We start from the raw sequence: 13,421 nt of genomic DNA, 5'->3' as shown, positions 1-13,421 counted from the left end.
CTGAACCCCTCCCCTGGGTCGGCTCGCCCTGCGGGCGGGGGCAGTTCTACGGCACCTCGTCACGGCGGCACAAGCGGTGTGAGTCACGCCACATAAGGATTATGTGAAAACGAGGACAACCATTCACAGGGATCACTGGTCATGCATGCGTAACAACGGCCACACCTGCGTCCCGGCGCGGGGGCCGCCGCCTCCGTACTGCCGACCCGGCAGTGCGCCGGACTTCCCGAGGTCTGCATGAAGCTTCGTCGTGCCATGGCTGCCGCGGCCACTACGGCTGTCCTGGCCCCGCTCGCGCTGCTGTCGGCTCCGGCCGCCTTCGCGACCGAGGACACGTCCACGCCGCCCGCGGCGACCCCGGGAACGCCCACGCCGGCCGGGACGCCGACTCCGTCGGCCACGCCGTCGTCGCCCGCCCCCGAGGTGCCCGAGACGCCGGAGACGCCCGCGGACCGCAAGCCGACCCCGCCCCCGGTGCCGGTGGTGGAGAAGCCGGGCAAGGACGTCGACCTCCCCGAGGACCCGGAGGAGGACCCGGACCCGGCCGCCTGCTCGCCCGAGGACGACGTGGACGAGGACTCCGCGCTGGAGGTGGAGCTCGTCGGGCTCCCCAAGAAGGTCGTCGCGGGCAGCGGCTGGCACCAGTTCAAGCTGACCGCGGCCAACTCCTCGGACGAGCCGCTCGGCGACGTGGACTGGACCACGTTCGTGAACAACCTCGGCGCGGACGACGACGAGGAGGACGGGCTGAGGTACTCCACCGAGGTGCAGTTCCTCGACCCGGAGACCAAGGAGTGGACCTCGGTCGACAGCGAGCTGAACGACGGCCTCGCCTACGGCACCATCGAGCTGGACGCCGAGGAGGAGACCGCCGTCAAGCTGCGGTTCAGGGTCGGCGCGGACGCCCCGTCCGTCGACGGGTACGCGGTCGGCACCGGTGAGTACGTCGACTCCGAACTGGACTGCACGCACGAGTCGTACGACTACCACCCGCTCGAGGTCGTCAAGGCCGGCGGTGGCCACAAGACCCCGGCCCCGGCCACCCCGGTCCCGTCCCCGTCCCCGTCCAAGACGGCGGCCGCGGTGGACAAGCCGCAGGGCGGCGCCCAGGACACCCCGGTCACCGGCGGCAGCCTCGCCGAGACCGGCTCCAGCTCGATGCTCCCGGTCGTCGGTCTCGTCGGCGGGGTCGCCGTCGTCGCCGGTGCGGGCGTGGTGTTCGCCGTACGCCGCCGCAAGGCGGACTCCGCCGTCTGACGGCACCTGATCACGCGGAAGGACCTGCGCTCGGAGGGGGGCGCAGGTCCTTACGTGTGTCCGGGGGCGGTTCGCCGGCTCACTTCTTGGGCGGCACCGCAGGCATTCCCAGGAACGGCAGCCTCAGCGCGCCGAAGGCGTCCGCGGGCACCGCGGGGGTCTTCGGCTCGACGGCGGCGATCCGCACGTACTGCCCGCCCTGCGCCGGACGCGGGTCCTCGCCGCCCTTGTTGGGCCAGAACGACATCGCGCGCTCGGCCTGCGCGGTGATGGTCAGGGACGGGTTCACGCCCAGGTTGGCGGAGACCGCGGCGCCGTCGACGACGGAGATGCCGGGGTGGCCGTAGAGCCGGTGGTAGGGGTCGATGACGCCGGTCAGGGGCGAGTCGCCGATCGGGCAGCCGCCCAGGAAGTGCGCGGTCAGCGGGGTGCCCATCAGCTCACCGATGTTCGAGCCGGGGAAGCCGTTGATCTCCTCGGCGAGGATCGTCGCGGCCCGGGTGGCCTCGGGGATCTGGTCGGGGTTGGGCGCGCCGTGCCCCTGCCGGGCGGTGAGCAGTCCCTTGCCCAGCCCCTTCTCCTTGCGGTACGTGGTCAGGGAGTTGTCGAGCGACTGCATGACGAGGCCGATGATGGTCCGCTCCGACCAGCGCCGGTTGGAGAGCGAGCGCACCGCGAGCAGCGGGTGCCGCGTCATGTTGGCGAGCCACCCCCTGACCCGGTCCTTGCCGCCCTTCACGCTGTACGGGACCTGGAGCAGCGTCATGCCACCCATCGCGTTGGACTTCTTGCCGTAGCGGACGGGCTCGATGTGGGTGTTGTCGTTCGGGTGGATCGACGAGGTGATCGCGACGCCCTTGGTGAAGTCGACCCGGTCGGCGCCGTGGCGCCTGCGGTAGCGGCGGTCGGTGGTCTGGGCGCCGACCAGGGCCTCGGAGTTGGTGCGGGTGAGCGTGCCGAGCCGCGGGGAGATCCGCGGGAGCAGGCCGGTGTCCTTCATGCGGTGCAGGAGGGTCTGCGTGCCGTAGGTGCCGGCGGCGACGACGACCTTGCGGGCCTTGAACGTGCGGCCCCTGCCCTTGCGCTTGTCGTCGGTGGGCAGGGTGGCCACCGCGAACCCGCCCCGCGAGTCCTCGGTGACGGCGACGACTGAGGTCATCGGGTGGATGACGGCTCCGGCCTTCTCCGCGAGGTGGAGGTAGTTCTCGTTGAGGGTGTTCTTCGCGCCGTGCCGGCAGCCCGTCATGCACTCGCCGCACTCGGTGCAGGAGCGGCGGGAGGGGCCCGCGCCGCCGAAGTAGGGGTCGGGGACCTCGGTGCCGGGGGCGGCCTTCGCGGAGCCGTCCGCGTCCTTGCCGTCGCCGAAGAAGACGCCGACGGGCGCCATGTGGAAGCTGTCGCCGACCCCCATCTCCTGCGCGGCCGCCTTCAGATGGACGTCCGAGGGCGTCATCGTCGGGTTGAGCCGCACCCCGAGCATGCGCTTGGCCTGCTCGTAGTAGGGGCGCAGCTCGTCCTGCCAGTCGGTGATGTCCTTCCACTGCGGGTCCTCGAAGAAGGGCTTCGGCGGTACGTAGAGGGTGTTGGCGTAGTTCAGTGAGCCGCCGCCGACCCCCGCGCCCGCGAGGACCATGACGTTGCCGAGCAGGTGGATGCGCTGGATGCCGAAGAGGCCGAGCGCGGGGGCCCAGAGGTAGTTCTTCAGGTCCCAGGAGTTCTTGGGCAGCGTCGCGCGCGTGAAGCGGCGGCCCGCTTCCAGGACGCCGACGCGGTAGCCCTTCTCCGTCAGGCGCAGCGCGGAGACCGCGCCGCCGAAACCGCTGCCCACGACGATCACGTCGTAGTCGTACGCGTCATCGCCCACCTGGTTTTGGGCAGAGCTCTCCTGTGACATCGACTCTCCTCGTCAAATTGCCCGCGGGCCGTCTGTGGTTGCTCGCGCAGTTCCCCGCGCCCCTGACGGGGCGCTGCTAGCGCAGCCGGAGCGCCTTCATGACCTTCAGGCTCGTGCTCATGAACGCCGCGTACTTCTCGTCGTCCAGGCCGAAGGACGGCGCAAGCGGCATGAGCCGCTGGGTGGCGACGGTCTGCGCCTCCGTGTACTTGAGGATGCCCTCGGAGCCGTGCCGCCGGCCGAGGCCGGAGTCCTTCATGCCGCCCATCGGGGACTGCACGCTGCCGTAGGCGGGCGCGTAGCCCTCGTTGACGTTGACGGTGCCGGTGCGCAGGCGGGCGGCGATCCGGCGGCCGCGGCCGCCGTCCTTCGTCCAGACCGAGGAGTTCAGGCCGTACGGCGTGGCGTTGGCGAGCTCGATCGCCTCGTTCTCGTCGGTGAAGCGGTAGAGGGAGACGACCGGGCCGAAGGTCTCCTCGGTGCAGACCGCCATCGGGGCCTCGACGCCGTCCAGGATGGTCGGCTCGTAGAAGTAGGGGCCGATGTCCGGGCGCGCGACACCGCCCGCGACGAGCGTGGCGCCCTTGGCGACGGCTTCTTCGACGTGCCGGGTCACGGTCTCCAACTGCCGTTCGCCGACGAGAGATCCCATGTCGGCGCCGTAGGCGAGGGAAGTGCCGAGGCGCATCGCCCTCGTCCGCTCGGCGAAGCGCTCCACGAACCGATCGGCGATGGACTCGTGGACGTAGAGCCGCTCGATGGAGATGCACAGCTGGCCCGCGGAGGAGAAGCAGGCGCGCACGGCGCCCGCGGCGGCCTTGTCGACGTCGGCGTCGTCGAGCACCAGCATGGCGTTCTTGCCGCCGAGTTCGAGGGAGACGCCGACGAGACGTGCGGCGGCGCCCTGGGCGACCTCGCGGCCGGTGCGGGTGGAGCCGGTGAAGGAGACGTAGTCGGCGTGGCGGACGAGTTCGGGGCCGACGACCGGGCCCTCGCCGAGGACGACCTGGAAGACCTCGGAGGGCAGCCCGGCCTCGATGATCAGGTCGCGGGCCCACAGGGCGGTCAGGCAGGTCTCCGTGTCGGGCTTCATCACGAGCGCGTTGCCCGCGACGAGGGCGGGCAGCGCGTCGCCGATGGAGAGTTCGAACGGGTAGTTCCAGGGGGCGATCTGGCCGACGACGCCGCGCGGCTGGCGGTTCTCGGTGACCTTGGTGAGGGTCGGTACGACGCCGGTGTGCCGCTTGGGGCTCAGGTACGCGGGGGCCTTGCGGCCGTAGTGCCGGGCGGCGACCGCGACGGCCTGTATCTCCTCGTGGGCGTGCAGGCGGGCCTTGCCGGTCTCCAGCTGGATCAGGTCGAGGACCTCGGCCTGGCGCTGGAGCACCAGGTCGTGGAAGCGCAGCAGGACGGCGGCGCGCTGCTTGACGGGGGTCCTGGCCCAGGCGATCTGGGCGGTGCGGGCCCGCTGGAAGGCGGTGGCCACGTCCTCGGGGGTGGACTCGGGCAGGTCGGCCAGCTTCTCGCCGGTGAGCGGCGTGTGGTTGGCCGTCCGCCCCGAACCGATGACGTCACGGGTGAGCTGGGCGATCAGCTCGGGCGTGACCACGTCGGCGGCGGTGCGCGCGCCGTCGGGGGCCGGGGCGGTCGGGTTCGTTCCGAGGGGCGCTGCGGTGGCCTGCGAGTCCGTCATGCTCGTGAGAGTAGGCCCACGCCAGGGATTTGGGTACCCATCGGTAACGGGGTTCACGGGTCGCGTACACGACGCCAGTGATTGCTGGCGACAAAGCCGCTGATCAGGGCGTTGTTACGGGTTGCGTCCCTCGACAGACGTTTTTCCGGGCCGCGCGCCGGACCCCGCTCAGAGCTCGTTCACCTCCAGCTTCTCGATGGCCGTCCGCGCGACCTCGCGGCCGCGCGCGGTGAAGTCGCCCTTGGCCGGGTAGTAGATGAACAGCTTGTACATGTCGCCGCTCCCGGTCTTGTAGTAGAAGGCCTTCAACTCGCGGGGGCGGGGGTTCTGGCTGTCGGTGGTGGAGTACACGACGGTGTTCTCCGCGGCCTTCTTCCCCCTGTACTTGGTCTCCTCCGGGCTCGTCTTCGGGGTGGGGTCGGAGGCGATGCCCCGCCCGTAGTCGCCGGACTCCTTGAAGACGGCGTCCTCGTCGTACATCTCCGCCGCGGCCGTCCCCGCGATGTCGCCGCTGTCGTCCTCGGCCTTCTTCTCCAGGGACAGACTGATCGAGATGCCGCCGCTGGGGTCGCTGTAGGAGACCCAGTGCGTCGTGGCCTCGGAGTTGTCGTCCTCGGACTTCTCGTACCCCTCGGGCGCCCAGACGGCCGCCGCGAGCTCCTTCGTCGGGTGCTTCTGCCAGCCCTCGGTCTCCGAGCCGCCGAAGGGGTTCACGGCCACCAGGACGCCCACCGCCACCGCGGCGACGACCACCCCGGCGACGACGGCGAGCGCCTTGCGGCTCAGGAAGATCCCCTTGCCACGGCCGCCGGCACCGTCGTTCGTGACGGTGACGACCTGCGTCGGCGCGGGCTGCGGCGGCTTCGCCGCCTCCTGGAGGAGGGCGCGGACCCGCGCCGCGTCCGGGCGCTGGGCCGGGTCCTTGACCAGCAGGCGGTTGATCGCCTCCGCGAGCGGACCGGAGGCCGACGCGGGCGCGGCCGGCGTCGCGTTGAGGACCGACTGGAGCGTGGCGGGGGTGTTGTTGCGACGGAAGGGCGAGACGCCCTCGGTGGCCGCGTACAGGACGACGCCCAGCGACCAGAGGTCGGAGGCGGGCCCCGGCCGCTGCCCCAACACCCGCTCCGGGGCGATGAATTCGGGCGAGCCGACGAAGCCGCCGGTGTCCGTCAGATTGGTCTCGCCCTCGATCTGGGCGATGCCGAAGTCGGTGAGGACGACTCGGTCGTGCCGGCCGAGCATGACGTTGTCCGGCTTCACGTCGCGGTGCAGGATGCCCGCCTGGTGCGCGGCGTCGAGGGCGTTCAGGACGTCGAGGCCGATCCGCGCGGCCTCCCGGGCGTCCAGCGTGCCCTCCTGGAGCGCGGCGCCCAGCGAACGGCCCTGGACCAGCTCCATCACGATCCACGGCTGGCCGTCCTCCACCGCCACGTCGTGGACGTTGACCACGGCGGGGTGGTCGAGGCGGGCCGCGGCGCGCGCCTCGCGGCGCATGCGCTCGAAGAGGTTGGCCCGCTCGCGCTCGGGGAGGTGGTCGGGGACGCGCGGCTCCTTCACCGCGACCTCGCGGCCCACCGTCTCGTCCTCGGCACGCCAGACGGTGCCCATGCCGCCATGGCCGAGCTTGGCGAGCAGCCGGTAGCGGCCCGCGATCAGCCGGCCCGCGCCCGGCTCCGGCGCGGCCGCCCGGTGCGGCTCGGCGGCCTGGTGCGGCACGGTCCGGGTGGGCGCCGGGTGCGGGGACGGGGGCGGGGTGGAGGCGTCGGGCCGGGGCGGCTCGGGACGCGAAGGTCCGGGCTGCGCGTACGGGTTGTCGGGGCCGGCTCCCGCGCCCTGGCCGGACTGCCCCGGCACGCCCGGCGGTTGCGGCGGCTGAAGGCTGAAACTGGTGGGTTCGTACGGCCCGTAGGAGGATCCCCCGTCGTTACTCATGACCCATGACTACCCTGCCGGACACCCCGGTTTCCAGCCGGGCCGCCCACTTGTGACCTGGGTGACGCACAGGGCGGGACGGCGCGGGTCTCACCGGCGCACGAACGTGTCGACCGCCGCGTCGAAGTACCGCCGGGCCTGCGCCGCGTCCCGCGCGGGACCCGAGACCCACACGTCGAACATCCGGCCGCCCTCCTGCCAGCACAGGTCGAACGTGTGCCGCTCGTCCCGGCCCGCCCCGGGGCCGTCCCAGGTGAACTCCCACAGGGCGGCGGGCCTGCCGTTGCGCGTGGTCTCGGTGACCCGGCCGCCGCGGTAACCGGGGGTGTTCCGCGGGCCCGCGGCGTCGGCGCGGCGCTGGGTGGCGAGCGGGCCGCCGGGTTCGGGGGCCGTCGCCTCGATGCCGATGCGGTAGGTGCCCCCGGGCGAGTCGTAGAAGACGCGGGAGCCCTCGGCCCTGCGGCGGAAACTCTCGGGGACCGCGAGCGCGAAGCCCGCCGGGTCCTTCGCGATGCGGTAGCCCTGCGGCGCCTGGGGCGAGGACGGCCGGGGCGTGCGGGTCGTCACGGTGACGGTGGGCGTCACGGAGACCCGGGTCGGGGAGGCGGACGCGGTGGGCACTCCGGTGCCGTCCCCGTCGCCGCTCAGCAGCAGCGCCGCGGCGGCCCCGGCCCCGGCGATGGCGGCCACCAGTGCGGCGGCGATCAGGACGACCCGGCCGCGCCGCGCGTACGGTGCCACGGACCCCGCACCCGTGAGGCCCACGGGGAGTTCCCTGCGTACCGGCGGGTGACCTGCCCGCCCGGCGCCCCTGGCCATCCGCCCGGGCAGCCCCGCGAGACCCGTGAGACCCGCCCCCGGCCCCTCCCGCGCCACGGCCGGCATCCGCCCCGTCTCGACGTACGCCCGCAGCAGCGCCTGCGCCGCCGCCGCGTCGAGCCGGCGCGCCGGATCGCGGTCGAGGAGACCGAGGACGACGGGTAACAGCGGCGCGGCGGCCGCGGGCGGGCGGATCTCGTCGTAGACCACCGCGTGCAGGACCCCGCCGATCGAGTCGCGGCGGAAGGGCGACTCACCGGCCAGCGCGGTGACCAGCAGGGCGCCCAGCGACCACAGGTCGGACTCCGGGCCCGTGCGCTCCCCCGCCATCCGCTCCGGCGCGGTGTACTCCGGCGATCCCACGAACGACCCGACCTCCGTCAGCGTCGTCGCCCCGGAGAGCTGCGCGATCCCGAAGTCGGTGAGCACGACGCGGCCGGACGCCCGCTCCAGGAGGACGTTGGCGGGCTTCAGGTCGCGGTGCAGGATGCCCGCCTCGTGCGCGGTGCTCAGGGCGCCCAGCAGGTCGATGCCCATCCGCGCGACGGCGGGCGCCTCCAGCGGCCCGTCCCGCGCGATCCGCCCGGCCAGCGAGCCGCCCTCGATCAACTCCATGACGATATAGGGCTGTTCGTCCTCCACCACGACGTCGTGGACGACGATGACGTGGGGGTGCCGCAGCTGCGCCACCGCCCGCGCCTCGCGCAGCGTCCGCTCGCGCTGCTGCTCCGCCTCGGCGTCGGAGAGGGACTCGTCGCGCGCCAGCTCCTTGACCGCGACCTGGCGGCCGAGGAGGAGATCGGTGGCCCGCCACACGACCCCCATGCCGCCCCGGCCCAGCCGCTCCTCCAGACGGTAACGCCCTGCGATCACACGGGTGTTGCCCCCGCCGACACCCGCCCCACCGGCGTGGTCTCCCAGGCTCCCCATGCGGCCATCATGCCCCACACGTGCGGGAACGAAATGGGGCCCGGCGAGCGGCGGGCCGGTTCCGGCCGCTGCCGTCGCACCGCCTGGAGGCGCGCGTTCAGTGCTCGCGCCACCCCTGGAGCATCGCGTCGAACTGCTCCCGGGTGGCGTCCCAGTTCCCGGCCGGCGCCGACATGTAGAGCACGTACTCCACGCCGGCGCGGCTGATGTAGCTCTGCGAGATGGCGCGGCGCGGCCCCGCGGTCGTGTCGTTGGCGCCCGCCTTCCAACTGAAGTCCCAGAGGGCGCCCGGCCGGTCCCGGAAGGTGTTGGAGTTCAGCTGGAGCCGCCGGTACGCGGGGAGCTTGACCCGCAGGTTCTTCTCCAGGGCCAGCTGGTGGGTGTAGGGGCTGTCGTACGGCGGTTTCCCGTCGACGGCGACGCGCAGGAAGCGGCGGCCGCCGTCGGGCGTGTAGTCGATCTGGTTGCCGTCCATCTCGCGCTTCCAGCTCTTGGGCAGCATGAGGCTGAAGCCCGCGGGGTCCTTCACCCGCTGCCAGTCGTCCGGAATGCCGCCGACCGGCGTGCCCGGCCCGTCCTGCCCGTGGGTGCCCGCCTGCTCCTGGGTGGCGCGGTCGGCGAAGCGCAGATAGCCGAAGACACCCGCGCCGCCGAGGAGCGCGGCCACCACGGCGAGGGCGACGATCGCGGGCCAGCGGCGGCGCTCCCGGGGGCCAGGACCCGCGCCGACGACGGTCTGGGAGTCGCGGCGCGCGGGGCCGCCGTCGGGGACGGGGGTGTCGGCGTGGCCGTTCGGCGGGGTGTACGCGTGCGGGTAGGGGGAGGCGAGCGGCGTCCGGGGGTGGGTGGCCGACGTGGCCGCCCGGTTCTCGTGCGCCGGGTGCGCCCGCGTCGGTACGTACGCCTGTGCCTGCTGCGGCCTTCGCCCCTCCGCGGCCTCGGCCAGCATCTGTTCGGCCTCCTCGGCCGTCGGCCGGGCCGCCGGGTCCTTGCGCAGCAGCGCCTCGATGACGGGGGCGAGGACGCCCGCGTGTTCGAGCGGGGCCGGCTTCTCCGTGACCACCGCCTGCATCGTGCCCAGCGGCGACGTGCGCCGGAACGGCGAGAAACCCTCGACCGCCGTGTACAGGGTGGCGCCGAGCGCCCACAGGTCGGAGGCGGGGCCCGGATTGCTGCCGCTGACCCGCTCGGGCGCGAGGTAGTCGACGGAGCCGACGACTTCTCCGGTGCGGGTGATCGTCGAGTCGCCCTCGATCGCGGCGATCCCGAAGTCGGTGAGCAGGATGCGCCGGTCGTCGGAGAGCAGGACGTTGCCGGGTTTGACGTCGCGGTGCAGGACTCCGGCGGCGTGCGCGGCGCGCAGGGCCTTCAGGGTCCACAGGCCGATGCGGGCGGCCTCGACGGGCTCGACGCGCTCGTCGTCCTTGACGGCGTCCGCCAGCGAGCGGCCCTCGACGAGCTCCATCACGATCCAGGGCCGCTCGTCGTACTGGAGGACGTCGTGGACGGTGACGACGGCGGGGTGGTTGATGCGCGCGGCAGCCCGTGCCTCCGTCTGCGTCCGCGCGAAGAGGACGGCCCGGTCGGCCTCCTGCACGAACTGGGCAGCCGTCAGCTCCTTGACGGCGACGGCACGGTGCAGCACCTCGTCCCGCGCGCGCCACACCCGTCCCATGCCACCGCGGCCGATGGACTCAACGAGTCGGTAGCGGCCCGCGAGGAGCAGGCCCTGCATCTGGTTCACGTTCCCCCGCAATGGTCTTGACCGCCCCAGATTAGGGAGCGGCGGGCGCGCAGGGAACAACAGGGTGGCTTAGGAGACCGCACTGTGACGCATGCCGTTCATGGGGTGACTGCCCGAACCGGCCCCGTCATCGACTCATCCGGTGACCTCGTAGGTGGCCGACGCCTGCTCGTAAAGCCTTGTCACCTCGTCCCGTTCGGCCTCGGGGCCGCGCACCTGCACCACGTGGTACCGCCCGCCCACGATCATCGCGAGATTCCGTACGAACACCTCGTGACCCGCGGAGTCCTGCCAGGTGAACTGTCCCTCGGCCATGGCCCGTCCACCGACGTCGATGCGCCGCATGCCGCTGGAGGTCGCCCAGGACGAGTCGCGGAACGGCTGCAGTTCGCGCTCGTGTTCGCGCTGGTACTTCATGGGGTCGCTGCCGTAGCCGTCGGTGGTGTCCCGGCCCGGGACCAGCAGCAACTCGAAGTCGCCGTGCGTGTAACGGACCTGGCCGCGGCCGTTCTCCGGCTGCCGGTCCCAGCCGCCCGCGACGGCCACGCGGAAGCCCTCGGGGTCCTTGCGCACGGTGAAACCCCGCGGCAGGTCGTGCCCGCCGGTCTGCGGCTCCTGCGAACTCGGGCTCCTGCCGGGCCTGCCCTTGCCCTCGTCGCCCTTTCCCTTGCCCTTGTCGCCGTCGCCCTTGCCCTCGTCCTTGCCCGGGTCTTCCCCGCGGCTCGGCCCCGCGGTGCCCTTGCCGTCACCCGTGCCGTCCCCGGGCGCCGAACTGACCTCGCCCGCGGCGCCCGCGCGGTCACCCGACGCGCCGTCACCGGACTTGGGCATGAACACCATCGCGTACACGATGGCCGCGGCGAGCCCGATCAGGATCGCGATCAGCAGCAGCTTGCCGAGCGAGCGGGGGCGGGCCGGGCCCCGGGGGGCGCGGGTGACGCGCGGCCCGTCGGGCGGGTGTGACGCGCGGGCGGACCCAGACGCGCGTGGCTGCCGGGTCTCGCGCGGTAGGCCGGGATCGTCCGGGGCCTGCACGGACGACACGAGCCGCGCGTCCCCGCCCGCGCCGGGCCGCCCCTTGCCGCCCCTGCCCTTGCCGCGCTTGTGCCGGCCGTGCCCGTACCCCGGCCCGGCCGCGGCGGCGCCCCGCCGCTTGCGCACGACCTCGCCACGCCGTCGTACGACGGGCAGCCGGCCCGCGTCGTACGACGGCACCGGCACGACGTGCGCCCCGGCCTCCGGCTCCGGCGCGGACCTGACCAGGGAGCGCAGCCAGCCGCTCAGCTCCTCGAAGTCGATCCGCTCGGTGGGGTCCTGACGCAACAGCGTCTCGACCACGGGCCGCAGCGGGCCGCACTCCTCGGCGAAGGCGGGCGGTTCGGCGCAGACCAGCTGGACCAGTTCGGCCGTGCTGTCCTCGGGGTACGGGGCGTGGCCCTGCACGGCGCGGAAGAGCAGGGCACCGAGGGCCCACAGGTCGGTCGCGGGGCCGATCGGCGCGGCGAGCTGCCAGTTCTCGTGCACGGGACCCGCCTGCTCGGGCGCCCAGCGCTCGGTGACGGCGCCGACGACCACCATGCGGGCGTGCCGGGCCCGCTCGGCGGCGAGAGCCGTGGCGGGACCGCGCGGAGCGGCTCCGTCGGCCGGGCCGTCGTCCCATCCGCCGCGCCGGTTCCCGGGCTCCTGCTCGGGCCGGTCCTGCTCGGGCCGGTCCTCGTGGCCGTGTGGGTGGCCTTGCGTGTGGCCGTACGCGTGGCCCTGCGTGTGGCTTTGCGTGCGGTCGGGCCGGTGTACGGGGCCGCCCTCCCGCTCGCTCCGGGGTGCACCCGTGCCCGCGCGGGTCGCTCCGGCCCTGCCCTCGTCCGTGCCGCGCGCCGCCGGGACCCCGCCCCTCGGCACGGCGCCGTGCCAGGGCTTCGTGGGCTGTGTGGCGGCCACGCCGTAGGGGTCCGATATCCGTCCCACCCGGCCGGGCTCGTCAGGTCCCCGCTCGTCGGACTCCTCGCGCACCCGGGCGGCAGCGCGCGTCCCCGCGCGGTACGCCGCGACGGCTCCGGCACGGCCGGCCCGCGCGTCCCTGCCCGCGGACTCCGGAGCGGGGTCGAGCGGCACGTCGCCGCCCTCGGACCGCGCGCCACGGGAGCCGGACGCGCCTCGAGGCGCGGCGGCCCCGGCCGAGGTGCCCGGCCCCGGAAGCTCCGCGTGCTGCCCGAACTCCCCGGAATCCCCGTGCTTCTCGTGCTCCCCGTGCTCTCCGTGTGGCCAGACACCACCCGACCCGGCCGCGGAGGCGCCTTCGTACCCCGCCACGTTCCCGACCGACCCCGCCGAGCCCGCCGCCTCCCCGGCCTCCACCGGCCGGGGGTCGTACCCGCAGAGGGCCTCCTCGGCGGCGCCGGCCGCGAGGCCCGTCAGCATCACGCGGCCGTCGTCGCAGATGAGCACCGTCCGCGTGGTGATGTTCCGATGCACCCAGCCGTACGCGTGCAGGACCCGTAGGGCCGCGAGGACGTCCGCGGCGACCTCGGCCGCCCGGTACGGACTCAGCGGCCGGTCCGCGAGGAGCGCCGCCAGCGGCCGCGCCGCCACCAACTCGCTGACTATCCACAGCGAGCCGCCCTCGGCGAAGACGTCGAAAACCTGGTCGAGCCGTGGGTGGTCGGGTATCTGCGCGGCGGTCTGCGCCGCCTCGATCGCGCGGCGCACCGCGGGGTCCGTGGGCCTGCGCGTCGTCCGCGATGCGGCCCGGCGCACCCCGGTACCGCCCGCCCCCGCCCGGGGCACGAACCCCTCGGGCAGGTCGTCGACGATCGGCTCGGCCTCGCCCGGGCCGCCCTCGCCGACCACCTCGGCCTCGACGATCTCCGGTAACGGCACCTGGCGGACCAGGACTTCCTGGCCGCTGTACGTGTCGAAGGCGCGGGACTCGGCGAGTTCGTACTCGTCCGAGGGCGGCAGCGGCAGGCGGTAGCGGTCGGCGAGCACTCGTCCCGCGTAGTCGTCCACGACGCCTCCCCCGTCCGCCCGGTGGTCAAATCCGTTCGACTTGTGGCTCGTTGCGGCTGCTTACGGCCCGCAACCACTCACGATACGTGCCCGAGGCGAACCGCAATGAGGGGATACGGGATCCCGGGCCCAGGACTTCGTCCCGG

General features: G+C 73.6%; 7 protein-coding genes. 1 reads left to right on the top strand and 6 read right to left on the bottom strand.

The window, feature by feature from the left end; translation table 11 throughout:
• Window positions 1–237: 237 nt before the first annotated feature.
• Complete coding sequence (locus ACZ7DY_RS06470) at window positions 238–1,257, top strand: LAETG motif-containing sortase-dependent surface protein (RefSeq protein WP_471130815.1); 1,020 nt, start codon at window positions 238–240, stop codon at window positions 1,255–1,257.
• A 79-nt stretch (window positions 1,258–1,336) separates the two neighbouring features.
• Here the strand turns inward: ACZ7DY_RS06470 and ACZ7DY_RS06465 are convergent, their stop codons facing one another.
• From ACZ7DY_RS06465 to ACZ7DY_RS06440, 6 genes are all read right to left on the bottom strand, one after another.
• A complete protein-coding gene (locus ACZ7DY_RS06465; RefSeq protein ID WP_471130813.1) occupies window positions 1,337–3,151 on the bottom strand; it encodes a GMC family oxidoreductase N-terminal domain-containing protein in 1,815 nt (604 codons plus the stop codon).
• A 76-nt stretch (window positions 3,152–3,227) separates the two neighbouring features.
• Complete coding sequence (locus ACZ7DY_RS06460) at window positions 3,228–4,844, bottom strand: succinic semialdehyde dehydrogenase (RefSeq protein ID WP_471130811.1); 1,617 nt, start codon at window positions 4,842–4,844, stop codon at window positions 3,228–3,230.
• A 168-nt stretch (window positions 4,845–5,012) separates the two neighbouring features.
• Window positions 5,013–6,776 (bottom strand): serine/threonine-protein kinase, encoded by a 1,764-nt coding sequence (locus ACZ7DY_RS06455; protein ID WP_471130810.1) that lies wholly within the window; start codon window positions 6,774–6,776, stop codon window positions 5,013–5,015.
• 90 nt (window positions 6,777–6,866) lie between these two features.
• The gene (locus ACZ7DY_RS06450; protein WP_471130808.1) at window positions 6,867–8,525 is read right to left on the bottom strand and encodes a protein kinase domain-containing protein; all 1,659 of its coding nucleotides are present in this window, start codon (window positions 8,523–8,525) and stop codon (window positions 6,867–6,869) included.
• Between the two features lie 97 nt (window positions 8,526–8,622).
• Entirely contained in the window at window positions 8,623–10,260 is a 1,638-nt protein-coding gene (locus ACZ7DY_RS06445) for a serine/threonine-protein kinase (protein ID WP_471132344.1), read from the bottom strand.
• A gap of 144 nt (window positions 10,261–10,404) precedes the next feature.
• On the bottom strand, window positions 10,405–13,275 hold the full coding sequence (locus ACZ7DY_RS06440) for a protein kinase (RefSeq protein ID WP_471130805.1): 2,871 nt from the start codon (window positions 13,273–13,275) through the stop codon (window positions 10,405–10,407).
• Window positions 13,276–13,421: the final 146 nt, after the last annotated feature.

The organism is Streptomyces sp. NPDC037013 (assembly GCF_055607265.1).
This window is presented reverse-complemented; position numbering and strand designations above follow the sequence as displayed.

Coding starts and splice junctions, on each gene's coding strand:
- ACZ7DY_RS06470 (WP_471130815.1), top strand. CDS start 238: ATGAAGCTTCGTCGTGCCATGGCTGCCGCGGCCACTACGGCTGTCCTG.
- ACZ7DY_RS06465 (WP_471130813.1), bottom strand. CDS start 3,151: ATGTCACAGGAGAGCTCTGCCCAAAACCAGGTGGGCGATGACGCGTAC.
- ACZ7DY_RS06460 (WP_471130811.1), bottom strand. CDS start 4,844: ATGACGGACTCGCAGGCCACCGCAGCGCCCCTCGGAACGAACCCGACC.
- ACZ7DY_RS06455 (WP_471130810.1), bottom strand. CDS start 6,776: ATGAGTAACGACGGGGGATCCTCCTACGGGCCGTACGAACCCACCAGT.
- ACZ7DY_RS06450 (WP_471130808.1), bottom strand. CDS start 8,525: ATGGGGAGCCTGGGAGACCACGCCGGTGGGGCGGGTGTCGGCGGGGGC.
- ACZ7DY_RS06445 (WP_471132344.1), bottom strand. CDS start 10,260: ATGCAGGGCCTGCTCCTCGCGGGCCGCTACCGACTCGTTGAGTCCATC.